At 67.2% G+C, this 22,103-nt stretch carries 17 protein-coding genes; 9 read left to right on the top strand and 8 right to left on the bottom strand.

Annotated elements, in window-relative coordinates; genetic code table 11:
* The first annotated feature begins 164 nt into the window (after positions 1–164).
* Positions 165–1,688 (top strand): Shedu immune nuclease family protein, encoded by a 1,524-nt coding sequence (locus NS331_RS15045; protein WP_058642787.1) that lies wholly within the window; start codon positions 165–167, stop codon positions 1,686–1,688.
* Between the two features lie 434 nt (positions 1,689–2,122).
* Here the strand turns inward: NS331_RS15045 and NS331_RS15050 are convergent, their stop codons facing one another.
* From NS331_RS15050 to imuA, 3 genes are read right to left on the bottom strand one after another with little or no spacing between them, the layout of a single operon-like run.
* On the bottom strand, positions 2,123–5,224 hold the full coding sequence (locus tag NS331_RS15050) for an error-prone DNA polymerase (protein ID WP_058642788.1): 3,102 nt from the start codon (positions 5,222–5,224) through the stop codon (positions 2,123–2,125).
* 9 nt (positions 5,225–5,233) lie between these two features.
* Positions 5,234–6,544: a Y-family DNA polymerase gene (locus NS331_RS15055; RefSeq protein WP_058642789.1), complete on the bottom strand. Its 1,311-nt coding sequence runs from the start codon at positions 6,542–6,544 to the stop codon at positions 5,234–5,236.
* Entirely contained in the window at positions 6,495–7,301 is an 807-nt protein-coding gene (gene imuA, locus NS331_RS15060) for a translesion DNA synthesis-associated protein ImuA (RefSeq protein ID WP_058642843.1), read from the bottom strand. Before imuA ends, NS331_RS15055 begins: the two co-directional genes overlap by 50 nt.
* 320 nt (positions 7,302–7,621) lie before the next feature.
* Here imuA and NS331_RS15065 point away from each other — a divergent pair, with 320 nt between their 5' ends.
* Positions 7,622–8,332 (top strand): SOS response-associated peptidase, encoded by a 711-nt coding sequence (locus tag NS331_RS15065; protein ID WP_058642790.1) that lies wholly within the window; start codon positions 7,622–7,624, stop codon positions 8,330–8,332.
* A gap of 735 nt (positions 8,333–9,067) precedes the next feature.
* On the opposite strand, the gene NS331_RS26745 is transcribed toward NS331_RS15065, so the two are convergent.
* Entirely contained in the window at positions 9,068–9,310 is a 243-nt protein-coding gene (locus NS331_RS26745; RefSeq protein WP_206597338.1) for a hypothetical protein, read from the bottom strand.
* Positions 9,311–9,372: 62 nt separating this feature from the next.
* Between NS331_RS26745 and NS331_RS15070 the strand changes: the two genes are divergently transcribed.
* The gene (locus NS331_RS15070; RefSeq protein WP_193758123.1) at positions 9,373–10,095 is read left to right on the top strand and encodes a GntR family transcriptional regulator; all 723 of its coding nucleotides are present in this window, start codon (positions 9,373–9,375) and stop codon (positions 10,093–10,095) included.
* 136 nt (positions 10,096–10,231) lie between these two features.
* Here NS331_RS15070 and NS331_RS15075 read toward each other — a convergent pair whose 3' ends face one another.
* The 4 genes from NS331_RS15075 to NS331_RS15090 form a co-directional block, all read right to left on the bottom strand.
* On the bottom strand, positions 10,232–11,224 hold the full coding sequence (locus tag NS331_RS15075; RefSeq protein ID WP_058642792.1) for a Bug family tripartite tricarboxylate transporter substrate binding protein: 993 nt from the start codon (positions 11,222–11,224) through the stop codon (positions 10,232–10,234).
* An 18-nt stretch (positions 11,225–11,242) separates the two neighbouring features.
* On the bottom strand, positions 11,243–12,217 hold the full coding sequence (locus NS331_RS15080; protein ID WP_058642793.1) for a Bug family tripartite tricarboxylate transporter substrate binding protein: 975 nt from the start codon (positions 12,215–12,217) through the stop codon (positions 11,243–11,245).
* Positions 12,218–12,329: 112 nt separating this feature from the next.
* Positions 12,330–14,405: a 3-hydroxyacyl-CoA dehydrogenase NAD-binding domain-containing protein gene (locus NS331_RS15085; RefSeq protein ID WP_242873765.1), complete on the bottom strand. Its 2,076-nt coding sequence runs from the start codon at positions 14,403–14,405 to the stop codon at positions 12,330–12,332.
* A gap of 39 nt (positions 14,406–14,444) precedes the next feature.
* The gene (locus NS331_RS15090; protein ID WP_058642844.1) at positions 14,445–15,647 is read right to left on the bottom strand and encodes an acetyl-CoA C-acyltransferase; all 1,203 of its coding nucleotides are present in this window, start codon (positions 15,645–15,647) and stop codon (positions 14,445–14,447) included.
* An 84-nt stretch (positions 15,648–15,731) separates the two neighbouring features.
* Here NS331_RS15090 and NS331_RS15095 point away from each other — a divergent pair, with 84 nt between their 5' ends.
* From NS331_RS15095 to NS331_RS15120, 6 genes are read left to right on the top strand one after another with little or no spacing between them, the layout of a single operon-like run.
* Complete coding sequence (locus NS331_RS15095; RefSeq protein WP_193758124.1) at positions 15,732–16,511, top strand: enoyl-CoA hydratase/isomerase family protein; 780 nt, start codon at positions 15,732–15,734, stop codon at positions 16,509–16,511.
* A gap of 40 nt (positions 16,512–16,551) precedes the next feature.
* Positions 16,552–17,340, top strand: coding sequence for an enoyl-CoA hydratase (locus NS331_RS15100; protein WP_058642796.1), 789 nt, complete (start codon positions 16,552–16,554; stop codon positions 17,338–17,340).
* Positions 17,341–17,346: 6 nt separating this feature from the next.
* A complete protein-coding gene (locus tag NS331_RS15105) occupies positions 17,347–18,570 on the top strand; it encodes a CaiB/BaiF CoA transferase family protein (protein WP_058642797.1) in 1,224 nt (407 codons plus the stop codon).
* Between the two features lie 3 nt (positions 18,571–18,573).
* Entirely contained in the window at positions 18,574–19,776 is a 1,203-nt protein-coding gene (locus tag NS331_RS15110) for an acyl-CoA dehydrogenase family protein (protein WP_058642798.1), read from the top strand.
* A gap of 5 nt (positions 19,777–19,781) precedes the next feature.
* On the top strand, positions 19,782–20,930 hold the full coding sequence (locus tag NS331_RS15115; protein WP_058642799.1) for an acyl-CoA dehydrogenase family protein: 1,149 nt from the start codon (positions 19,782–19,784) through the stop codon (positions 20,928–20,930).
* Positions 20,927–22,093, top strand: a complete 1,167-nt coding sequence (locus NS331_RS15120) for a thiolase domain-containing protein (protein WP_058642800.1) — start codon at positions 20,927–20,929, stop codon at positions 22,091–22,093. The genes NS331_RS15115 and NS331_RS15120 overlap by 4 nt, the downstream gene beginning before the upstream one ends.
* The last annotated feature ends 10 nt before the right edge of the window (positions 22,094–22,103 follow it).

Below are 22,103 nucleotides of genomic sequence, written 5' to 3' on the forward strand. Positions count from 1 at the left end.
TTTGTAGTCGGGTCGAACCGGAAGGCGGCCGCTGCGCTTCGGGACGGTCTGATGGCCCGTTTGCTCCTGCGATATGCATGCAATACGATTGTCAAGCCGGCACTTCGAAGTCGAGCGCGCGGCCCCGAGCACCGGGGCGATAAACCAGTTTTGGATAGGAGACCATGGCGAGCACGCCGGAGGAGGACAGCGACGACGACATCGACGGCCTATCGGAGGAGGCGGGCAGCGGGCCGGAACGCCCCGAGTCCGAACAAGAGTGCGCCGTCAGCCTTGGCGTAGTCGAGATCGGCGACCAAGAGCTGGCCGAGGTCTTCGCGCACGGCGAGCTCGACGGCGAGGCCGGTGTCCAATCCGAGCGGCAAGTCCTTATCGCGCACGTGAGCGCCGACCAGATCATCATGACTCCCGTAGTCGCCGCCTCCTACCGCGATGACTTCCTAGGCCCCAAGTACCGTCAGATCCGACGCATCCGCATCCCGGGCGAGTGGGAGGTACCCAAGGACGTCTACGGCTTCGACGAATTGCTGGAGCAGCTTCCGATAGGCTTCTCCCGCCACGCGCGAAGAGGGCTCGGGCTGCGCTTCGAACATCGACTGATTATCGAGGCGATCGAGGAAGCCACCGACGCAACGGAACTGCTTCTGGTGGAAGGCGACGCCGCATTCATCTCAGGAGACACCTTTACGCTCGGCCTGAGGCGGTTCGAGCGCGCCCGAAAGGCGCTGGATCAAATCGGACGGCGCTCGCAGCGGCGCGCTCTCGAGGACCGCAGGATGCTCGCGCACAACGAAGTCGTGCATCCTGCTGACGCCGAGCGCTTTCCGCAGCAGGAGCGGCAGCCGCAGCCGGGCGAGATCTATAAACTCGTCCAGCTGAGCTTGCGCGAGCCGACCAGATCGCAGAACGACCGCAGCGCGGCCACCGACCTGGTTCGTCGCGACGTGCCGCAGATCGCGCGAGAGAACCCGCGGGCGCTGCTCGAGTTGCGTTCGGAGATCGAGCGCGTGACCCTCGCCCAGCTTATAGAGCGGTTCGATGAGAATCTGCGGCGCGACCCCGATGAACGCATCTGGCAACGCTTCTTCGAGGAGCATCCGTTCGTTCTGGCGATGGCGTTCCCCTACCCCGTGCTGTTGGTGCGCGGCCAGGCTCACGTCGGAGGCGTGACTATGGATGGGCGCGGCGAGAGCATCGCCGACTTTCTGTTCCGGCAGCGGCTCACCGGCGGCGTGGCCCTCGTCGAAATCAAGACGACTCGCACGCGACTGCGCCAAACGAACCCATTCCGCGGGAACGTCTACGCGGCGCACACGGAGCTCTGCGCCGCGATTTCGCAGGTACTGGACCAGCGCTCGGAGCTGACAATGAACTTCCACGCCCGCGCGCGCAGCCCAGGCATGGAGGACGCGCACGTAGGGCACGTGCAATGCCTGGTGATCGTTGGCCGCGACCCAGACTCCGCGGACAAGCGCCGGTCTCTCGACTTGTTCCGGCACGCCACGAAAGACGTGGCGGTGGTCACGTTCGACGAACTCCTCGAGAAGCTCCGGGGAATCCATCAACTGATGTCTCCGCTCGGCGCGGAAGCTCGCGGCGCGATCCGTCCGGAATCGGCGGATGGCAAGGCCGGCGCCGTTCCTCCGGCGCCAGACGCTCCCCTAGCGCCGACAGCGCCTACGGAATAAGGCCGGGGCGTCCGCCTACATCTACCGGCGGCCTATGGCTCCGCCCGCGAGTCGATATGGGAGATATTGAGGCCATTCGCCGAGCGAAAAGCGCTAGGGCCGTCGTCGCCAAGCGATTGAAGATGTCTCTCGATCTCGATCTCGCGCGCTGTCGGCTGCGCCGGAACGATGATCTTTGCCATTGCTCCTGCCCCGTCAAACTACGTCAACCCGTCCCAACAAGCTCGCCTCGTAGGCCTGGCCTTCGCGGACGAAGCCGCGCTGCTCTCAGTCGACGCCACCTTCTGTATCGGCCAATATCACTCGGCCTTCTGGTGTTCCCTTTCCCAACAGTGTCCGCGTATTCCCTCTGCTTGCCGCGTAATGCATCGCAGTTGCTACATTGCCCATGTGCCGCCGCTCCGAGGGGCGGTTGGTTATGCTCCTTTGCTCCGTCATCGAAAATCCCGGCTTTCCGCGGAATCCGCCAGCCGCCCCAGCATCGGCGACAAATCGGCAAGCCGATGTGCAATGAGATTCCGCACCTCACTCTCCCGCTGCCACTCGCCCCGAACGGCCAGCAGCCTCGACCGCAGCAGCACCTCGCGCTGCTGCTCTCGCAGGCTCTTCCAGCAGATCACCTGCACCACACCCGTCTCGTCCTCGAGGGACACAAAGATCGTTCCATTGGCCGTGTCCGGCTGCTGGCGCAGCGTCACGATGCCGCAGTAGCGCACTTGGCGCCCACTGGGCAGATGGTGCAGATCGGCTGCAGTGCTTAGGCCCTTGGCCTTGAGCTTCTCCCGCAGCAACGCCAGCGGGTGGCGACGCAGCGTCAGACCGAGCGACCGGTAGTCCCACACGATCTCTTCGCCCTCGGGCGCTTCGGGCAGTTCCAGACAGTCCTCGTCAACCGGTGCATCCTGCAGCAGCACCGGCGCTCGTCGCAGCGCTGCCGCATCCCACACCTGCTGGCGCCGATGTCCGGACAGGCTCATCAGCGCATCGGCTGCCGCGAGGATCTTCAGTTCATGCTGTTCAAGGCCTGTCCGCCGGGCCAGGTCTTCTGCGCTGTCGAACGGTGCCTGCTCCCGCGCCTGAACTATTCGCTGCGCCGACTCGCCCTTGAGCTTGTCGATCATGCGCAGACCCAGCCGCACGGCCGGCGGGTGCGGCAGGCCCTCCAGCGAGCAGTCGACCTGGCTGTGCATCACGTCCACGGGCCGCACAACGACGCCGTGCCGCTTCGCGTCCTGCACGAGTTGCGACGGCGAATAGAACCCCAGCGGCTGGCTGTTGAGCATGGCCGCCAGGAACTCTGCCGGGTGATGGCACTTGATCCAGCAGCTGGCGTAGACCAGCAGCGCGAAGCTGGCTGCGTGGCTTTCCGGAAAGCCGTACTCACTGAACCCCTTGATCTGCTCAAAGATGCTCTTGGCGAAGGCCTCGTCGTAGCCACGGTCCGTCATGCCATTCACGATCTTGTCGTAGTACTGCTGCAGCCCGCCCTTGCGCTTCCACGCCGCCATCGAGCGCCGCAGCCCGTCCGCCTCGCCGGGCGTGAAGCCCGCGGCGAGGATGGAAATCTGCATCACCTGCTCCTGGAACACTGGGACACCCAGCGTCCGACCCAAGGCCTCCTTCAAGGCTTCGCTCGGATAGGTCACCGGCTCCTTGCCCTGGCGCCGGTTCAAATAGGGATGGACCATGCCGCCCTGGATGGGCCCAGGCCGCACGATGGCAACCTCGATCACCAGGTCGTAGAAGCAGCGGGGCTTCAAGCGCGGCAGCATGCCCTGCTGGGCACGGCTCTCGATCTGGAATACACCCACCGTGTCGGCCTCGCAGATCATGTCGTAGGTGGTGCTGTCTTCGGCCGGGATGTCCTGCATCTCGAAGCGGTAGCCCCTGCGCTCGCCGATGAACTCCAACGACTTGCGGATGGCTGTGAGCATGCCCAGGGCCAGGCAGTCCACCTTGAGTAGGCCGACGGCATCCAGATCGTCCTTGTCCCACTCGATCACCGTGCGGTCCACCATCGAGGCGTTCTCGATGGGGACCATGCGGGCGAGCGGGCCCCGCGTGAGCACGAAGCCGCCCACGTGCTGCGACAGGTGACGCGGAAAGCCCATCAGCTGCTGCGTAATCGCCGCGAGCTGGCGCACCTGCAGGTCGTCGGGATCGAGGCCGACCTCGGCCCAGGCCTCCGGCCGCACCTCGCGGCCATCCCACCACTGGTGGCCCTTGGCCAGGGCGTCCACCGTCTCCAGGTCGAAGCCGAGCGCCTTGCCCACGTCCCGGATGGCCGAGCGCGGCCGGTAGCTGATCACCGTCGCCACGAGGGCGGCGCGGTCGCGGCCGTACTTCTGGTACAGGTACTGCATGACCTCTTCACGGCGCTCGTGCTCGAAGTCGATGTCAATGTCCGGCGGTTCGTTGCGCTCCCGGCTGATGAAGCGCTCGAAGAGCACGGACATGCGCGCCGGATCCACTTCGGTGACCCCCAGGCAATAGCAGACGACCGAATTTGCCGCCGAGCCCCTGCCCTGGCAAAGGATGTGCCGGGAGCGGGCGAAGCGCACGATGTCGTAGACGGTCAGGAAGTAGTGGTCGTAGTGCAGCTCCGAGATGAGCGACAGCTCGTGCTCGATCTGCTGCTGCACCTTGGCAGAGATTCCCTCCGGCCACCGGCGGCCGGCGCCTTCGTAGGTGATGCGCCGCAGGTAGCAGGCTGGGGTCTCGCCTGTCGGTACCACCTCGTCGGGGTACTGGTAGCGCAGCTCGTCCAGCGAGAAATCGCAGAGCTCGGCCACGCGCAGGGTTTCGCGCAGCAGTGAGGCAGGGTAGAGCTGGGCCAGGCGCAGCCGGGTGCGCAGGTGGCGCTCGGCGTTCGGTTGAAGGGCCAGGCCGCATTCCGTGAGCGGCTTGCCGATGCGGGTGGCGGTCAGGATGTCCTGCAGCGGCTTGCGGGAGCGCACGTGCATGTGGACATCGCCCCCGGCCACCACAGGCACACCGAAGGCGCTCGCGGCTTGGCGCAACTGGTGCAGCCACATCTCGTCGCCCAGCACCCGCTCGCGCAGTGCGACGAGCCAGCATCGATTCTCGAAGCTTGCCTGCAGCCAGTCGGTGAGGGCGTTCAGGTGATCGGAAGTGGTGCCGCGCGACGCGGCGAGCAGCACCAGGCAGTCCTCGAAGCGCTGCTTGGCCAAGTGGCCGAAGGTCAGCCGGTAGGTGCCCTTGTCGGCGCTGCGCCGCAAGCTGGTGATGAACTCGCACAGGTTGCCGTAGCCCTGCAGGTTGCGCGCCAGGACGATGAAGGTGAACGGGGCGTTGTGCTCGACCTTGAACTGTGCGCCGATCAGCAGCTTGAGTCCCACCTCCTTAGCCGCCACATGCGCCCGCACGATGCCGGCCATCGAGCACTCGTCTGTGAGGGCCAGAGCTGAGTAGCCCAGCTCGTGGGCACGCTCGACCAGTTCTTCAGGATGGCTGGCGCCGTGGAGGAAAGAGAAATTGGAGAGGCACCAAAGCTCGGCGTAATGGGAAAGCGCCATGGGGGTGCCTCACGCAAAGACGCCCTGCAGGAACCAGGCGCTGCGCTCGTCGTCCAGGCGGGTGTGGAAGACCCACAGCACGCCGGCGTGCTCGCTCAGTGCGACCCAGTAGTCGCGCAGCACATTGGCCGTTGACTGCTGGCCCTGGTCGTCGGAAAGCCGGTGCCACCAGCCGCCTTCCACGCGGTGGGGGCCCGACAGCATGATGAGTGGCCCTTGGTAGATCGGCCGGTCGCCGCGCACTGCCAGCTTCAGCGGCTGGGGCAGCATGAACGTGGGCTGCGGCAGCGAGATGTCGTGTAAGGGCCTTCGAGGCAGCGGTTGGTCGGCTGGCTGCCAATGCACCATCCACTCCATGCGGTGGTCTGCCGCGGTCACCGGGCGCAGCACGCGCTCGGGCCCCAGGCGGGCGGCGACCCGTTCCAGTACCAGCGCGAGGGACTCGCCGCTCTGCGCAGGATCGGGGAGCAGGGCGGCGCTGCGCTCCTCCATCGGTTGCACCTCGTCGGCGATCAGTTCCAGATCGCCCACTGGCGCCTTGAGCTCGACCTTGGCCAGGTGCTCGGCCAGCAGGCGCGATAGGTGCTCGATGTTGCGCGTGACCTCGGCCGTTCGCACGGTGAGTTCGCCACCGTCTCCGGCCGTCTTGCTGCGCATCACGTCGTGGCACCACTTCAACGTGATGGCGGTCGTGCCGCTGCGCCGGGCGGCGAGCCAGCCGCACAGCTGCAGCAGCAGGCGCCGCGCGCCAAAGAGCATGGCCGGGGCCAGTTCGACCCGCGACATCAGTTCCAGCCGCTGGGCGAAGCGGTCTGCGGGCTGCACCCAGGCGTGCGTCTCCGGCCGCAGGCCGTAGGCCTGGTCCATGGCGGTCAGCAGGCCCGCATCGAAGCGCCGGCTCAGGCCGCCGCGTGGCAGCGCCCGGACGTGACCCAGGTTGCGGCAGCCCAGCCGGGACAAGGTCGCCTCATGCACCCGGACGGCGCTCAGTGCATCGAAGGGCAGGGCGTCCAGCACTTCCGCCAGCGGCTTGCTGAAGCCGTTCGTCTGTCCAGCCCGGGCCAGCGCCAGGGCGGCCAGGCTCGTCGGTGCCCAGCTGGGCACGCGCAGATCGAGTTCCGCCGCCTCGTTGCGCACGCGCTCGACCAGCAGGCGCTTGCCGCCGAAGAGACGCGTGCTCGCCGACAGCTCCATCGCCAGCGCCGAGGCCTCCAGGACCGTGACGCGCGGCGTGTACTGCATGGCCCACTGCGCGGCGCCGTGCAGCAGCTCAGTGGAGGGCGTGTTCTCGAGTGCGGGGAGCAGGGCTGCCCACAGCATGCGAAGCCTCCTTGGCTTGGGTCAGGCGGCTCGGCGTCAGCAGCCGAGGCGTGAGGATGGAAGACAGGCCGCCCGGAATGGAAGGCAGGCGAAGCGGTGCGTCCATGGCGGGGCCACGGCGCTTGAAGATGTCGACCTCCAGCTCCCAGTCGAGCCGGAAGGTCGTGTGCAGGCGAAGCGGAGCGGCCGACGAGTCATGCCGGGCGGCTTCCGGCCTGCACAGGAAGACGGGGGCCTTACACGCGAGGGCACAGACCTGCAGGCGCCGAACCTGCTCCTGACGGGCCTGCGGCAGCCAGGCCACGATGGCGCCGGCGGCGTCGGACTTGATCATCTGCTCGGTAACCCACAAGCGCTCGGCAGGCGTCTCGGCCTTCACCCAGATCACCTGGGCAGCCCCAATACCGGCATGCAGAAGGCCCGGCAGGTGCGGCGGCTTGGCCGGGCCAACCAGCACCACCTGGCCGCCGGCAGCGGCGACTTGGCCAAGCACGCCACCGAGTAGGCGACATTCGCAGACGGCGGGCTGCGGCGTCAGCACCTCGGTGAGCGAGCGGCGTGGCCAGCCGCCGCCCGGCAGTTGGGCATCGAGCGCGGCCCAGCCGGACGGAACGGTTTCAGCAACCTGGCTGCCCAGCTCGCTACCACGCCAGACGCCCTGAGGAATCTCGCCGGGCATCACAACGGGCCGCAGCCGAGCCGGCGCCTCAGTGGGCAGCTCGGGCTCGGACCAGTGGGGGAGGGCGGCGGCGGTCATGGAATCGTTAAGCTGTATGAACATACAGTATCCGATCCTGCGCCGGTGTGGGGGCGCGCCGACCTTTAAATTTCTTGTCAGCGACCTCTAGAAAGGCCTGCTGCGCGGAGCTACACCCGTGAGTCGGCGCCGCCAAGACAAAGGCCTGCGCGAAGCAGGCCGAAGGGGTTGTAAGGGAGGGGGAATGCGCAGTCGGTTGAGACAACTGCCTTCCATGGGCAACCCGTCTAGGATGGTGGCGCGGCCGCGGCGTCGAGGGTCGACCTCGTGAGACTTCTTCAGGAAGGCGTGCCGACGTCCCGCGGCCTATCATCGATTCCATGTGCGCGAACTATCTGCCCGTGACAAGCGCCGATGAGCTCCTGGCGTTCTTCGGTGTCCAGAGAGACGCGCAGGCCGAGACGCCTCCCGAGCTCTACCCCACCGGGCTGGGGCCGTTCATTCGGCTGGTGAACGGTCAACGGGAGATCGAGGCCGGCTGCTTCGGCCTGCTGCCGCCCTGGCGCCGGGAGGTGGCCTACGGTCGCAGCACCTACAACGCGCGCAGCGAGACGGTGAGCACCAAGGCGAGCTTCAAGGACAGCTGGGCACGCGGTCTGCGCTGCGTGATCCCGGCCAAGGCGGTCTTCGAGCCGAAGTACGCCGAGGACCTGACCAGCGAGCGCTGGCGCATCGAGAAGGATGACGGCACACCCTTCGGCATCGCTGGCCTGTACAGCCAGTGGCTGGAGCATGGCGTGGAGAAGTTCAGCTACACGATGCTGACGGTGAACTGCGATGGGCATCCGTTCTACAGCCAGTTCCACGAACCGGGGACGGAGAAGAGGATGCCTGTCTTCCTGGAGCCAGACGAGTATGACCTGTGGATGTCATGCTCCTTGGCTGATGCGCCTCGGTTCTTCCGTCAATGGGGCGGGCCCATGAAAGGGCAGCCAGATGCTAGGCAGAGGCGTTCGGTGTCGGCTAAGCCGGTTGCGGGGTCGCCGAGAAGCTCTGGCCCAGTTCCGCCATCTCAAGGCGGGCTGTTCTGATGGCTCAAGCTCCGCTTTAGGACTAGAGCCTATGGGTTCGCATGGGAGGCGGCTTTAGACTAGCTGCGCCTTTCACATTCGTGTCGTGGATGTCAGTTGCCGCCTGGAGCTGACCTTTAACCCGGGTGAGCTGATCGGCAGCTTCACCTAGGAGCCGTCCGTGCCCCTCCGCACAAAGACGACGGGATGCGTCAGCCACCAGACCCTATGACTGGTGCTTCTGAAGACGAACGCTGGCAGTCGACCCCGAAGCGATTTCGATGTCCCGATGTCGCCGCGCTACAGCAGCCTGATCGCAAGGGGGTGATTGTGGGCTCTGGCGAGAGAGCACTGTGACAGCAGGACCGTCGTCAAATTCGTGCTGGCTCGGTTTCGCAGCTAGCGCTTCGTAGCGGTTGGAAGCAGTGTCGGTCGCGGGGGCTTGGGCGGCTCATTGCTGCCAGCGACAAACTTCCACAACCCGTAACCGGCAGCGAGCCCCACACCGACACCTGCCACGATGGGCCACACTGGCGCGGAAACTAGGCCCATGGCAAGAGCAGCCGACCCCAAGGTGCTGGAGCCCATGACAGTCACAAGCGAGGGCGCGATGAGTGCTCCGGCGGTGCCAAGTCCAGCAGCACTAAGAATTGCGGCACCGCTCGCCGGGTCCTTGGCGAGCTCATCCAGAAATGGTGCGACTGGGCTGACACCGGCGCTCACCAGAATCCGCTCCGGAGCTACGCCTTCCTCTTGCTACGCCATCAGCGCGGTGAACAACTCGTCTTTGCCCAGCGCGTTGTTGGGCATGGGAATGGGTGAGCTTCCTGTGCCTGCGCCGATCAGGGTGCCTGCATGGCCGACTCCCGGTATGGTGAAGACGCGGTGAAGCCCTTGGATAGCCAAATACCAGCTCGCGATCACGCTCGCCTGCTGGACGCGTCGGTGACCGCGGTTAGCAAGCAGCAGGCTTCGGGTACGGCAGATCGCGTTAGTCATAATGGAATGACATGAGTCCTCTCGTCCCCCCACCCCGCACGTTGATCGACGGAGCGCAGCCCGTGCCGTTGTACTACCAAGTCGCACGGGACCTGGAAAAGCGCATCACGTCGAGGCAACTCAAGCCCGGGGACCCTTTGCCTACCGAGTTGCAACTCTGCGAGAGCTATGGCGTCAGCCGCATCACCGTGCGAAAGGCCATGGAAGACCTTGTAGCAAAGCGGCTGGTGATGCGTCAGCGCGGACTGGGTACCTTCGTGGCAGAAGCCAGTTATGCGAACCGTCTCGTCAGCCACGTGGGCTCACTGCATGACGCTGTTGCGTACTCCGACGCGCTCACCTTCCGGCAGCTGTCTCGCGAAACCCTGCCGGCGTCCGGCTTCGTTGCGGAAGCTTTGCAACTGCCAGCCGACTCGCAGGTGCAGAAGATCGTTCGGGTGGGGTGTGTGGATGCCGATGCCGTTTCCCTGACCGACATCTACGTTCCGTCCGATCTGGCAGCCAGGCTGACCAAGATCCCCACCCGAGGGAACGTCTCGATCAGCAGGCAACTGGAGGAACAACTGGGCGAGCCGTTGGTGAGGGTGGAGCAGACCGTGGTGCCCGTGGCGGTCACCGAGCTCATCGCCGAGCACATGGGCCTGAAGCTCAGAAGCCCGATTCTCCAGATCCGCCGTCTCTACACCGCGGCGTCGGGGCGCCACGTCGAACTGGCAGTGGTGCACTACCACCCGCAGCGCTACACCTTCAAAATCGAACTGGCGCGCTCCGCGGGCAGGATCTGATCGCGCCGTCGCGCGAACTGCCGTGTGCAGTGCAGCGGACTCAGGGAGACCATAGTCCATCAGAAAAGTGTCAGCATGCGGCCAAATCGGTGGCCTTCCCGCCCCGGCCCGCCAGCCGTGGCGTGAAGACGCCAGGCTATTCCGGCTTGATGCCACGCTCGGCAATGACCTTGCCCCAGGCGGCGGACTCTGCCGCCATGAAGCGGCCGAAATCTGCGGCTGGCTTGTATGCCGGTACGACGCCGGCCTGGCGCAACTTGTCCCGGACCTCAGGCGTCTCCAGGATCGCCCGGATCTCCGACGACACCCTGTCAACGATCGCAGGCGGGGTGCGGGCGGGCGCGACGAGGCCGCCCCAGGGCACGGCGACGACGCCGCTCACGCCCTGTTCCGCCATAGTCGGCACCTGGGGCAGATCGGCCTGCCGACCCTCGGAGCTCACGGCGATGGCGCGCAGCTTGCCCGAGCGGATGTGGGGCAAGGCCGTCTGCGAGTCGGCATACATCACCCCGATCTGTCCACCGAGCAGATCGGTCATGGCCGGTGCGGCGCCCTTGTACGACACATGCTGCCAGCGGATGCCCGTCGCACCCGCGATGCGCTCCATCGTCAGGTGGCCCAGACTGCCCACGCCGCTACTCGCGTAGTTGATGCCGGTGCTGTTCGCTTTAGCCTTGGCGATCAACTGGGGCAGGGTATGGACATCGGCAAACTCCGCCACCGCTGGATTGACGACCAGGACGTTGTACTGGTCGTAGATCTCGGCGACTGGTTCCACGTCCTTCTGGTAGTCGAACTTCTTGCCGTAGAAGTGAAAGAAGTTGACCGTGGGCACCACCAGCATCATCAGGGTGTGCCCGTCGGGAGCCGCTGCCTGAAGCGCGGATACCGCGATGGTGCCGACCGCACCTGCGCGGTTCTCGATCACCACGGGCTGGCCGAGGCGTCGCGCCAGCTCGTTGCCGATCACGCGGGCCACCACATCCGTGGTACCGCCCGCGGGAAAGCCCACGAGCAGGGTGATGGGCCGGGCCGGCCAGTTTTGAGCAGCTGCGGTCGCGGAGAGCAGGCCACAGAGGCCCGCCAGCAGCGCAGCTGCCACAGTGCGCCGCGAGGGATTGTTCGCCATCGAATGTCTCCTGGTTGATCAGTTGTCGCGCGTGACCTTGGTCTGGCGAACCACGTCGCCCCAGCGCTTCGTCTGCTCCACGATGAAGTCGCGAGTCTGGGAGGCGGTCATGATCTGGGGCGCCATGCCCATTTCGGCATAGCGATTCTGGACCGCAGTCTTCTTCAGCGCATCGTTCAACGCCGAGTTGAGTTTGTCGCGCACCGCGGGTGGCGTACCCGCCGGCGCGACCAGCAGGGTGAAGACGTTGGCGTCGTAGCCGGGGACGCCGCTCTCCGCCGCCGTCGGTAGGTCTGGCGTGAGCCTGGACCGCCGCGCGCCCGCGGCCGCGATCTCCTTGATGCGGCCGGCCTTGACCTGGGCGATGGCCACGGTGGGCGAGAGCAGCGCGACCTCCACCTGGCCGCCCATCAGGTCCTGCAGCTGCTGCGCGTCGCCCTTGTAGGGAATGTGGGCCATGTCCACCTTGGCCAGCAGCTTCAGGTACTCGAAGGACACGTGGATGGGACCGCCCAGGCCGGTACTGCCATAGGTCAGCGGCTTGCCCTGCGCTGCGCGCTCCTTTGCAAGGCGCAGCAGTTCCTGCATGTTGTTTGCCGGTACGTCCCTGGCCACCACGAACATCAGCTCGGTCTGGCCGGTGGAGCCGATAAAGCTCAGGTCCGTGAGCGGCTTGTAGGGCAGCTTGGGGTCGAGCAAGGACAGCAGGATGGTCGGGCCCACGCCGCTGATGCCCAGCGTGTAGCCGTCAGGAGGCGCCTTGGCCACCATGTCGATGCCCAGTGCGCCGGCTGCGCCCGGCTTGTTGTCGACGATCACGGGCTGGCCCAGGCTGGCCTGCATCTCCTGAGCGAGCAGGCGGGTGGCCGCATCCGTAGGCCCACCTGGCGGGAACGGCACCACGATCTTGATCGGGCGGGTCGGATAGTCCGATTGCGCATGCGTCGGTGCGGTGACCGACAGCGCAAGCGTGCTGAATGCGGCCGCGATCATCAGCCGCCGCCTGCTTGCGGACCGAAACTCGTGCGTTGGCATGTCCTGTCTCCTTTGTTGTCGATGATTCGTCACAGGCGGCCGGCCCATGGCCGCAGGGAAAGGGCCGCTTTCAATCTGGCCAGCGGCCCAGTTCGGCAGCCTGGACGAGGGTCGGGGAAGGCGCCCAGAGCCGACCTTGTGTCGCCTCCTGCTGCCGCACCTGCGCCAGCACCCAGTCCAGGCCGCGCCGCTGAGCCCAGAACATCGGGCCGCCCTCATGGCGCGGGAAGCCGTAGCCGTAGATATAGGTCACGTCGATGTCGCTCGCGCGTAGCGCGACGCCTTCCTCCAGGATGCGCGCGCCTTCGTTGACCATGGCCGTCAGCACGCGGTCGACGACTTCCTGATCGGAGATCTCGCGCCGGGCGATGCCCAACTCGGCGGACACGCCCTGGATGAGGCGCTCGACCTCCGAATCCGGGCTCGCCTTGGCCGACGGCCCCTGGCCGTCGTATACGTAGTAGCCGCGACCGGTCTTTTGGCCGAAGCGGCCGGCCTCGCACAGGCGGTCGGCGATGGGCGAATAGCGCAGGGACTTGTCGCGGAACTGCTCGCGGTACTGGCGGATGCGCCAGCCCACGTCTAGGCCGGACATGTCGCGCATCAGATACAGCCCCATAGGAAAGCCGAAGCCCTGTAGCGCGCGGTCGACCTGCCATGGCGTGGCACCTTCCTCGACCAGGAAGTCGCACTCTCGCCCGTAGACCGCGAGGATCCGGTTGCCGATGAAGCCGTCCTTGTTGGCGGCCAGCACCGGCACCTTGCCGATGCGCTTGGCCAGTGCCGTCACGGTGGCGACCACCTCCGGGGCCGTCTGTTCAGTGCGCACGTTCTCCTGCAGTTTCATCACGTTGGCGGGGCTGAAGAAATGCGTGCCCACCACCGAGGCCGGCCGCTTCGTGGCCTGTGCGATCTGTGCGACGTCGAGCGTCGAGGTGTTGGTGGCCAGGATGGCGCCCGGCTTCATCACCTCGTCCAGCCGGCCGAAAATCTGCTGCTTCAGGGCCATGTCCTCGAAGGCGGCTTCGATGACGATGTCGGCATCGGCGGCGCTGCCGAGATCCAGGCCAGTGGTGATGCAGGCACGCGCCCGCTGTGCCTTGTCTGCCGACAGGCTGCCTCTTCGCACGGAGTTCTCATAGTTGCGCTCGACGATGCCGATGCCGCGCGCCAAGCCTTCCTGCGTTGTGTCGATTAGGGTCACAGGAATGCCGGCGTTTGCCAGACTCATGGCGATCCCGCTGCCCATGGTGCCTGCACCGACCACGGCCGCGCGATGGATAGGCTTCGGCGCCACGCCCTCCAGCCCAGGGATGCGCGCAGCGGTGCGCTCGGCCTGGAAGACGTGGATCAGCGCCGCGCGCTGGGGGCTGCCCACGCAGCGCTTGAAGGCCTCCGCTTCGAAGGCGAGGCCCTGCTCGATGGGCACGCTTATGGCCTTTTCGACGCAGTCGACGATCAGTCCGGGCGAGAGCAGGCCGCGCCACTTGCGCGCGTTCTGCCGGCGCAGGTCGGCGAAGAGCGCGGGGTCGGTATCCTGCAGCCGGTCGCGGCGCGCGTCCACGCTGGGCAGTGGCAGGGCCGCATCGACCATGCGCCGGGCGAAGGCAAGGGCGTCCTGCAGCAGGTCGGCCTGAGCGACGGCATCCACCAGGCCCAGCGTCAGGGCCTCGCTCGCACCGATGGACTTGCCGTCGAGCATCAAGGCCAGCGCCCGCTCGGCGCCGATCACGCGCGGCAGGCGCTGGGTGCCGCCGCCCCCGGGCAGCAGGCCGATGTTGACCTCGGGCAGCCCAAGCTGGCAGTCGGGCGTGGCGATGCGGTAATGGGCGCCCAGCGCCAGTTCCAGACCCCCGCCGAGGGCGTGCCGCGCGAGCGCGGCGATCACCGGCTTGCCCGACGCCTGCATGCAGCGCACCGAGACGTTGATGCCCGGCGCGCTCAGGCCCTTGCCGAACTCTCGGATGTCGGCGCCCGGCACGAAGCGACCCTCGGCGCCGATGAGTACCGCGGCGCGGGCCGCGTCATCACCGGCGAAGCGCGTCAGCGCTTCCACCAGCTCTGTGCGCATGGCGGCATTGAGCGCGTTCATGGGTGGGTTGCTGAGTGTGATGACGGCGACGTCGCTGTCGAGCATGTACTGCACGGTGGTCAAAGCAGGAACTCCAGAGAGGTTTGGTGGGATTCAGGCGCGCGCAGGCGGCGGAAGGACTTCGAACATGGCCGCGGCACCCATGCCGCCGCCCACGCACATCGTGACCACCACGTGGCGGGCACCGCGGCGCTGGCCTTCGAGCAGCGCATGGCCCACCAGGCGCGCGCCGCTCATGCCGAAGGGATGGCCTAGGGCGATAGCGCCGCCATCGACGTTCAGCCGATCGTCTGGGATGCCCAGGCGGTCGCGGCAGTGCAGCACCTGCACGGCGAATGCCTCATTGAGCTCCCACAGGTCGATGTCGGCCACGCGCAGGCCGCATTGACGCAGCAGCTTTGGCACGGCCAGCACGGGTCCGATGCCCATTTCGTCGGCGGCGCAGCCGGCGACGGCGTAGCCGCGGTAGATGCCCAGCGGATGGGCTCCGGCACTGGCGGCGGCCCGTTCGCTCATCAGCACTACTGCCGAGGCGCCATCGGACAGCTGGCTGGCATTGCCGGCAGTGACGGTGCCCTCGGCTCCCACCACGGGCGTCAGGCGCGCCAGGCCATCTGCCGTGGTGTCCGGCCGGTTGCCTTCGTCCCGCGCGAATTGCCTCGCGACCGTGCCGAGGTCGGTGCCGTCCTTTGCCAACTTGCGCTGCTGCACGTCGATGGGGCAGATCTCTGCATCGAACCGGCCTGCCTCCTGGGCGCGCGCCGTGCGCCGCTGGCTCTCCAGCGCATAGGCGTCCTGGGCCTCGCGGCCGATGCCGTAGCGGCGCGCTACGGTCTCCGCCGTGGCGATCATGCTGTGATAGAGGCCTGGCACATGCTCCGCGAGCCATTCGTCCTGTACGCGATGACGGCCTCGGTGGTCCTGCACCAGCGACACGGACTCCACGCCGCCTGCGGCCAGGATGTCCGCTTCACCCGATCGAATGCGCGCGGCCTGCTGCGCTATCGCCTGGAGGCCCGACGCGCACTTGCGATCGATGGTGGCGCCGGCCACCGCTTCCGGCCATCCGGCGCGCAGCAAGGACTGCCGCGCGATGTTGCTGCCCGTTGCACCTTCCTGCCAGGCGCAGCCCAGCACGACGTCTTCGACCTGCGCGGCCTCGACGGTGCCGGCGCGCGCCAGCGCATGCTGGAGCACGTGCGCGCCGAGCACCGCGCCATGGGTGTCGTTCAATGCGCCGCGCCCGGCCTTGCCGATGGGCGTCCGAGCCGTCGAAACGATAAGAGCGTCGTGGATCGTCATGAAGCGTCGCGTCGTTGAAATGCTTGCGATTTAAATGTCATGACATTATGCTATCAGCACCGAAATCGAAAGCAAGCCATGGCAAGCCCCTATCTCATCCAGACCGTCTCGGACGGCGTAGCCCACATAGAACTGAACCGGCCAGACAAGAAGAACGCCATGCTGCTGGAGATGCGCGACGGCCTCGCGCAGATGTTCGAAGCGCTGGCCGACAACGACGAGGTGAGGGCGGTCCTGCTTACCGGCGCGGGCGGCGACTTCTGTGCCGGGGCGGACATCGGAGAGATGGGAAAGGGCGGCCTGGGCGGCTCTCTCTACCGGGTGCGGCACATGCAGCGCCTGATGCGCGCCATGGTGCGCCTGCAGAAGCCGGTGGTGGCGGCGGTGCAGGGGGTCGCGGTCGGCATGGGCCTGTCGATGGCGCTGGCGTGCGACGTGGTGCTGGCCGGCCAATCGGCCCGCTTCGGCCAAGTGCAGCGGCGAATCGCCCTGCCGCCGGATGCCGGCGCCGTCTGGTTCCTCACCCGCTACCTGGGCGTACTGCGTGCCAAGGAGCTGGTCCTGTCGGGCCGGATGTTCCCAGCCACCGAGGCGCTCGCGATGGGGCTGGTTAGCCGTGTCGAGCCCGATTCGCAGCTGCTCGATGCAGCACGCTCCATCGCACGAGAGTACGCCCGAGGCCCCACCATCGCCTTCGGCATCGGCAAGCGCATGTTCGACCTCGCGCCCTCGTCGAGCTTCGACGATTTCATGGAGCACGAGGCCAGCATGGTGCCGCTTTCGGTCACGTCGGAGGACTTCCGGGAAGGCACCCGCGCCTTTCTGGAAAAGCGCCAGGCCTGCTGGACCGGCCAGTGAACGGGGCTCTTTCATCCATCACACAGAACCAGGAAAGCTCATGAAAACAGACAAGATCCTCGTGCGCAAGCACGGCCCTATCGGCCATATCGTTTTCAACAATCCGTCCAAGCTCAACGCGATATCGCTGGAGATGTGGGAAGGCCTGGGCGACGCCGTTGCCGCCTTCGACGCGGACGACGAGGTGCGCGTGATGGTCGTGAGCGGTGCGGGCGGCAAGGCCTTCGTCGCCGGTGCCGACGTCTCGCGCTACGAGGAGGAGCGCATGGGCGATGGTGCCCAGGAGCACTACGCGCGGACCGGCGAGCGCGCGCTGCGTCTTCTGTACGACACGCCCAAGGCCACCATCGCGGCCATCGACGGCTACTGCATCGGGGGCGGTATCTCGGTCGCCGTGTCCTGCGACCTGCGCCTGGCGACGCCGCCATCCACCTTCGCGCAGCCGGCCATGCGCTACGGCATCGGCTACCGCTACAAGAGCCTGCGCCGGGTGAGCGACCTTATCGGCCCAGCCGCGACCAAGGAACTGCTGATCGGCGGCAAGACCTTCGACGCGGCCACGGCCTGCGCAAAGGGCCTGGTGGGTGAGGTACTACCACAGGAAGGCTTCGCCGCGGCCATCGACCAGATGGCGCAGAAGATTGCGGCGGGTGCGCCGCTGACGCTGAAACAGGTCAAGCATGCCATCGCGCAGATCGTGCGGGACCCGGCAGATCGCGAGCTCGACGAGGCCGAGGCGCTCTTCCTCGCGTGCTACGCCAGCCAGGACTACCGCGAAGGCATCCGGGCCTTCGCCGAGAAGCGCAAGCCGGTCTTCGTGGGACGCTGAGGCACCATGCAGCAAGCGCTGAACAAGCCGTTGGCCGGCATCCGCGTCCTGGACCTGAGCCGCATCCTGGCCGGTCCCATGACGGGCCAGTGGCTGGCCGACCTGGGCGCCGACGTCATCAAGGTCGAGCGGCCTGGCAAGGGTGACGAGTCCCGCACCTATGGCCCGCCCTTCCTGCGCGACCGCGACGGCAAGCCGACCGACACCGCCGCGTTCTACCTTGCCTGCAACCGCGGCAAGCGATCCATGACGATCGACCTGGGCTCGGCCGAGGGCCAGGACATCGTGCGAGGACTGGCGGCGCAGAGCGACGTGCTGATCGAGAACTTCCGCGCCGGCACGCTGGCGCGCTACGGCCTGGGCCACGAACAGCTGCGCGCACTGAACCCGCGCCTGGTGTACTGCTCCATCACGGGCTTCGGCCAGGACGGCCCCTATGCACGTCGCCCGGGCTACGACGGCATCTTCCAGGCGCTGGGTGGCCTTATGGCGACAAGCGGCCATCCGGAGGAGCCCATGAAGGTCGGCATGAGCATCGTCGACGTGATCACCAGCCTGTATGCGGTCATGGCCATCCAGGCCGCGCTGCGCCAGCGCGACCAGGCTACCGGCTTGGGCCAGCACGTCGACATGGCGCTGCTGGACTGCACCGTCGCGACGCTCTCCCACTATGCGATGAGCTACCTGACAACCGGCGAGGCGCCGCTGCGGCGCGGCAACGGCGGCTATGGTGGCGTGCCATCGCAAGCCTTCCGGTGCAAGGACAGGTCCATCTTCCTGGTGGCGGCAAATAACGCACAGTTTGGCCGCCTGTGCGAGGCCATCGGCCTGCCCCAGTTGCCCGGGGATCCGCGTTTCGACAGCACGTCCCGCCGCATCGCCAACCGTGCCGTGCTCGTCGATCTGCTGGCGGCCACATTGGCGCAGATGGAGTCGACCGACGTGCTGGCCCGGCTGGAACTGGCCGACGTGCCTGCCAGCCCCGTCAATGAGTTGCCGGAGGTCTTCGCCGATCCGCAGGTGCGCCACCGGGGCATGTTGCAGCAGGTCGACCATCCGCTCGGCGGTTCGATGTATCTGGTGGCCAACCCGCTGCGGATGTCGTGCTCGGCCGTGGGCGCATCGCGGCCGCCGCCGCTCGTCGGAGAGCACACCCGCGAGATCCTGAAGGAGCTCGCGGGGATGGACGACGTGCACATCGATGCCTTGATGGCCCAGGGCGTGGTCTGAACGATGGACTTCGACTTTACGCCCGAGGAGCGCGCCTTCAGGACGCAGGTTCGCGACTTCATCGCCTCGAACCTGGATCCGCAGGTCCAGGCCAAGCTCGCCGAACACCGCTCGTTGACGCGCGACGAGATCGTTGCATGGCAGCGCACCCTCGACGGCCGCAACTGGGCCACGCCCAGCTGGCCGGCCGCGTGGGGCGGGCCGGGCTTCACGCCGGTGCAGCGCTACATCTTCTTCGACGAACTTCACCAGGCCCCGGCGCCCGAGCCGCTGTCCTTCAACGTCGCCATGATCGGCCCCGTGATCGCCACTTTCGGCACGGATGCGCAGAAGCGCCGCTTCCTGCCGCGGATCCGCCGGCTGGACGATTGGTGGTGCCAGGGCTTCTCGGAGCCCGGCGCCGGTTCGGACCTGGCCTCGCTCAAAGCCTCCGCCCGGCGCGATGGCGAGCACTACGTGGTCAACGGCAGCAAGATCTGGCAGGGCATGGCGCACTATGCCGACTGGATGTTCACGCTGGTGCGCACCGATCCCACGGCGACCAAGCAGGCAGGCATTTCGATGCTGCTCATCGACCTTCGCCTGCCCGGAGTGGAGGTGCGTCCCATCGTCACCATGGATGGTCGCCACGAGGTCAACGCCGTCTTCCTGGACGAGGTGCGCGTGCCGGTGGATTGCCGGGTCGGCGAGGAGAACGGCGGCTGGGCCATCACCAAGTTCCTGCTGGGCAACGAGCGCACCGGCATCGCGCGCGTCGGCATGTCACGCCATATCCTGAGGCGGGCGCGCACGCTGGCGCAGCAGCGCATTGCGTCCGGGGGCGAATGCCTGGCCGACGACCCGGTGTTTCGGCAGGCCGCGGCCGCGCTGGAGATAGAACTGCATGCGCTGGAGATCACGCAGATGCGGCTGATCGCCGAAGCGGATGCTCACTCGGGCACACCCGATCCGCGCTCCTCGATCCTCAAAATTCGGGGCACCCAACTGCGGCAGCAGGCGTCTGAACTGATGCTGTCGGCCGCCGGCCCTAGCGCACTGGCCGCTGCGGGCGAGTTTCAGGCCTTCGCGGACGGGCAGTGGCCTGCGCAGGCGCCCTGGTCGACTACGGTAGCGCCCGTCTACCTCTCGCTGCGCGCCGCATCCATCTACGGCGGCAGCACGGAGGTCCAGAAGAACATTCTGGCCAAGACGGTCCTGGGACTTTGAATAGCATGGACTTCTCATTCACGGAAGAGCAGCGCGCCCTGCAGGACGCGGTTTCGCGCTATTTGCGCCAGTCCTACGGCTTCCTGCAGCGCGAGGCGCGCCGACGCAGCGAGCGCGGATGGGACGACGGCACCTGGCGGGCGCTGGGCGAACTGGGTGTGCTGGCACTGCCCTTCGACCAGCAGCATGGCGGCCTGGGCGGCGGCACTGTCGAGACGATGCTGGTGGCGCAGGAGCTGGGTCGCGCGATGGTGATGGAGCCGTGGTTCGCCTCGGTGGTGCTGGCGGGCGGCACCCTGGCCGCCCTGGGCGGCCGCGACGCCGAGCGCTGGCTGCCATCGATCGCGTCGGGCGAGCAGATCTTCGCCCTCGCGCTGGAGGAGCCGGACACGGCATGGCGGCCTGCGCACAGCAGGCTGGCTGCGACCCGCGATGGCGAGGGCTACCGCGTGGACGGCAGCAAGATCCTCGTGGAGCACGGCGCGAGTGCAGACGTGCTGCTGGTGCTGGCCCGCACCTCGGGCGCCGTCGGCGAGGGCGCGGGTCTCAGCCTGTTCGCCATCGCCGCCGATCATCCCGGTATCCGGCGCAGCGGTTACCGACGCCACGACGGCGTCCCAGTGGCCGACCTGGAGTTCGATCAGGTGCGACTCCCGGCGAGCGCTTTGCTCGGCACGGAGGGCGCGGCCCTCGCCGCCGTGGAACAGGCCATCGACCGCGCCATGGCCGTACAGGCGGCCGAAGCGCTCGGACTCACTGAGTCGCTGCTTGCGCTCACGATCGAGCACCTGCAGACGCGCCAGCAGTTCGGTCGGCCGCTCGCGACCTTCCAGGTTCTGCAGCACGGTGCCGTCGACATGCTCGTGGCCATCGAGCAGGTGCGCAGCATGGCCTGGTTCGCTGCCAGCGCGGCAACCGGGCAAGACGCGGCGGCTCGCCGCCGGGCGATGTCCTCCGTGAAGTACCTGGTGGGGCGCAACGCTCGCATGGTGGCGCAGATGGCGGTGCAGCTGCACGGTGCGATCGGCCTCACCGACGAATGCGTGGTCAGCCACGCGTTTCGGCGCCTGATGTCGCTGGAGCTGCAGTTCGGCGACGCGCAGCATCACTTGGCGGCCTACGCAGTCGATGACAGGGTGGGAGCACAGCCGTGACATCCGCCGCGTTGGCCTGCATCGCAGGCGCCTTCGAGCATCCGCTGCGCAACACTCCTCATCTGAGCCTCGCACAGATCCACGAACAGGTCGCACGCGGCGCTTTGGCGGATGCGGGGCTGAGCTTCTCCGACGTCGACGGTTACTTCTGCGCCGGCGATGCGCCGGGCCTGGGACCGCATTCGATGGTGGATTATCTGGGCCTTCAGGTGCGCCATGTAGACACGACGGACACCGGCGGCTCGGCGCCCCTTCTGCATGCCGCCCACGCAGCCCAGGCCATTGCCCAGGGCCGCTGCCGGGTTGCCCTGGTGACGATGGGCGGGGTGCCCCGCTCGCAGCCCCGGCTGTACGGTGCCACGGTCCGGCCGGCGGACGCCACGCCGGAAGGTCCGTTCGAGTCACCTTACCGCGGCGCGGTCGCACCGATGTATGCGCTGGTGGCACGACGGCACATGCATGAGTACGGCACCACCCCTCGCCAGCTCGCCTGGATCAAGGCGGCCTTTTCACAGCACGCCCAGCACAACCCCCATGCCATGCTGCGCCAGGTGGTGACGCCCGACGACGTGCTGGCCTCGCCGCTGGTGGCCGATCCGCTGCATCGGCTGGACTGCTGCGTGGTGAGCGACGGCGGAGGCGCGCTGGTGGTCGTCCATCCCGACGTGATGAAGTCCCTTGCCAAGCCGCGGATCGAGATCCGGGGCAGTGGCGAGTCGGTCAAGGGCCAATTGGGCGGAGACGTGGACCTGAGCTGGTCGGCCACGCGGCACGCGGGCGCCGCCGCCTTCGCCCACGCAGGTCTGGGCACGCAGGACATTGATTACGCCTCGCTATACGACAGCTTCACCATCACGGTCCTGATGCAGCTCGAAGACCTAGGCTTCTGCGCAAAGGGCGAAGGCGGCCGCTTCGTGGAAGAGGGCGGTCTGCTTGCCCGCGGCGGCCGCCTGCCGGTCAACACCGATGGCGGCGGGCTGTGCAACAACCATCCCGCCAACCGCGGAGGCATGGTCAAAGTGATCGAGGCCGTCCGCCAGTTACGCGGGGAGGCCCACCCCGCCGTGCAGGTGCCGGGCTGCGAGCATGCCCTGGTCAGCGGTGTTGGAGGACTGCTGGGCTCCCGGCACGGCAGCGCCGTGCTCATCCTCACCCGCACGTAGGACCGACAGA

The organism is Pseudacidovorax intermedius (genome assembly GCF_001476815.1).
GTDB classification, from domain to species: Bacteria; Pseudomonadota; Gammaproteobacteria; order Burkholderiales; family Burkholderiaceae_C; genus Xenophilus; species Xenophilus intermedius_A.

Bases quoted from the DNA above. Each gene is read 5' to 3' on its own strand.
- NS331_RS15045 (WP_058642787.1), top strand. From the start codon at position 165: ATGGCGAGCACGCCGGAGGAGGACAGCGACGACGACATCGACGGCCTA.
- NS331_RS15050 (WP_058642788.1), bottom strand. From the start codon at position 5,224: ATGGCGCTTTCCCATTACGCCGAGCTTTGGTGCCTCTCCAATTTCTCT.
- NS331_RS15055 (WP_058642789.1), bottom strand. From the start codon at position 6,544: ATGCTGTGGGCAGCCCTGCTCCCCGCACTCGAGAACACGCCCTCCACT.
- imuA (WP_058642843.1), bottom strand. From the start codon at position 7,301: ATGACCGCCGCCGCCCTCCCCCACTGGTCCGAGCCCGAGCTGCCCACT.
- NS331_RS15065 (WP_058642790.1), top strand. From the start codon at position 7,622: ATGTGCGCGAACTATCTGCCCGTGACAAGCGCCGATGAGCTCCTGGCG.
- NS331_RS26745 (WP_206597338.1), bottom strand. From the start codon at position 9,310: ATGACTAACGCGATCTGCCGTACCCGAAGCCTGCTGCTTGCTAACCGC.
- NS331_RS15075 (WP_058642792.1), bottom strand. From the start codon at position 11,224: ATGGCGAACAATCCCTCGCGGCGCACTGTGGCAGCTGCGCTGCTGGCG.
- NS331_RS15080 (WP_058642793.1), bottom strand. From the start codon at position 12,217: ATGATCGCGGCCGCATTCAGCACGCTTGCGCTGTCGGTCACCGCACCG.
- NS331_RS15095 (WP_193758124.1), top strand. From the start codon at position 15,732: ATGGCAAGCCCCTATCTCATCCAGACCGTCTCGGACGGCGTAGCCCAC.
- NS331_RS15100 (WP_058642796.1), top strand. From the start codon at position 16,552: ATGAAAACAGACAAGATCCTCGTGCGCAAGCACGGCCCTATCGGCCAT.
- NS331_RS15105 (WP_058642797.1), top strand. From the start codon at position 17,347: ATGCAGCAAGCGCTGAACAAGCCGTTGGCCGGCATCCGCGTCCTGGAC.
- NS331_RS15110 (WP_058642798.1), top strand. From the start codon at position 18,574: ATGGACTTCGACTTTACGCCCGAGGAGCGCGCCTTCAGGACGCAGGTT.
- NS331_RS15115 (WP_058642799.1), top strand. From the start codon at position 19,782: ATGGACTTCTCATTCACGGAAGAGCAGCGCGCCCTGCAGGACGCGGTT.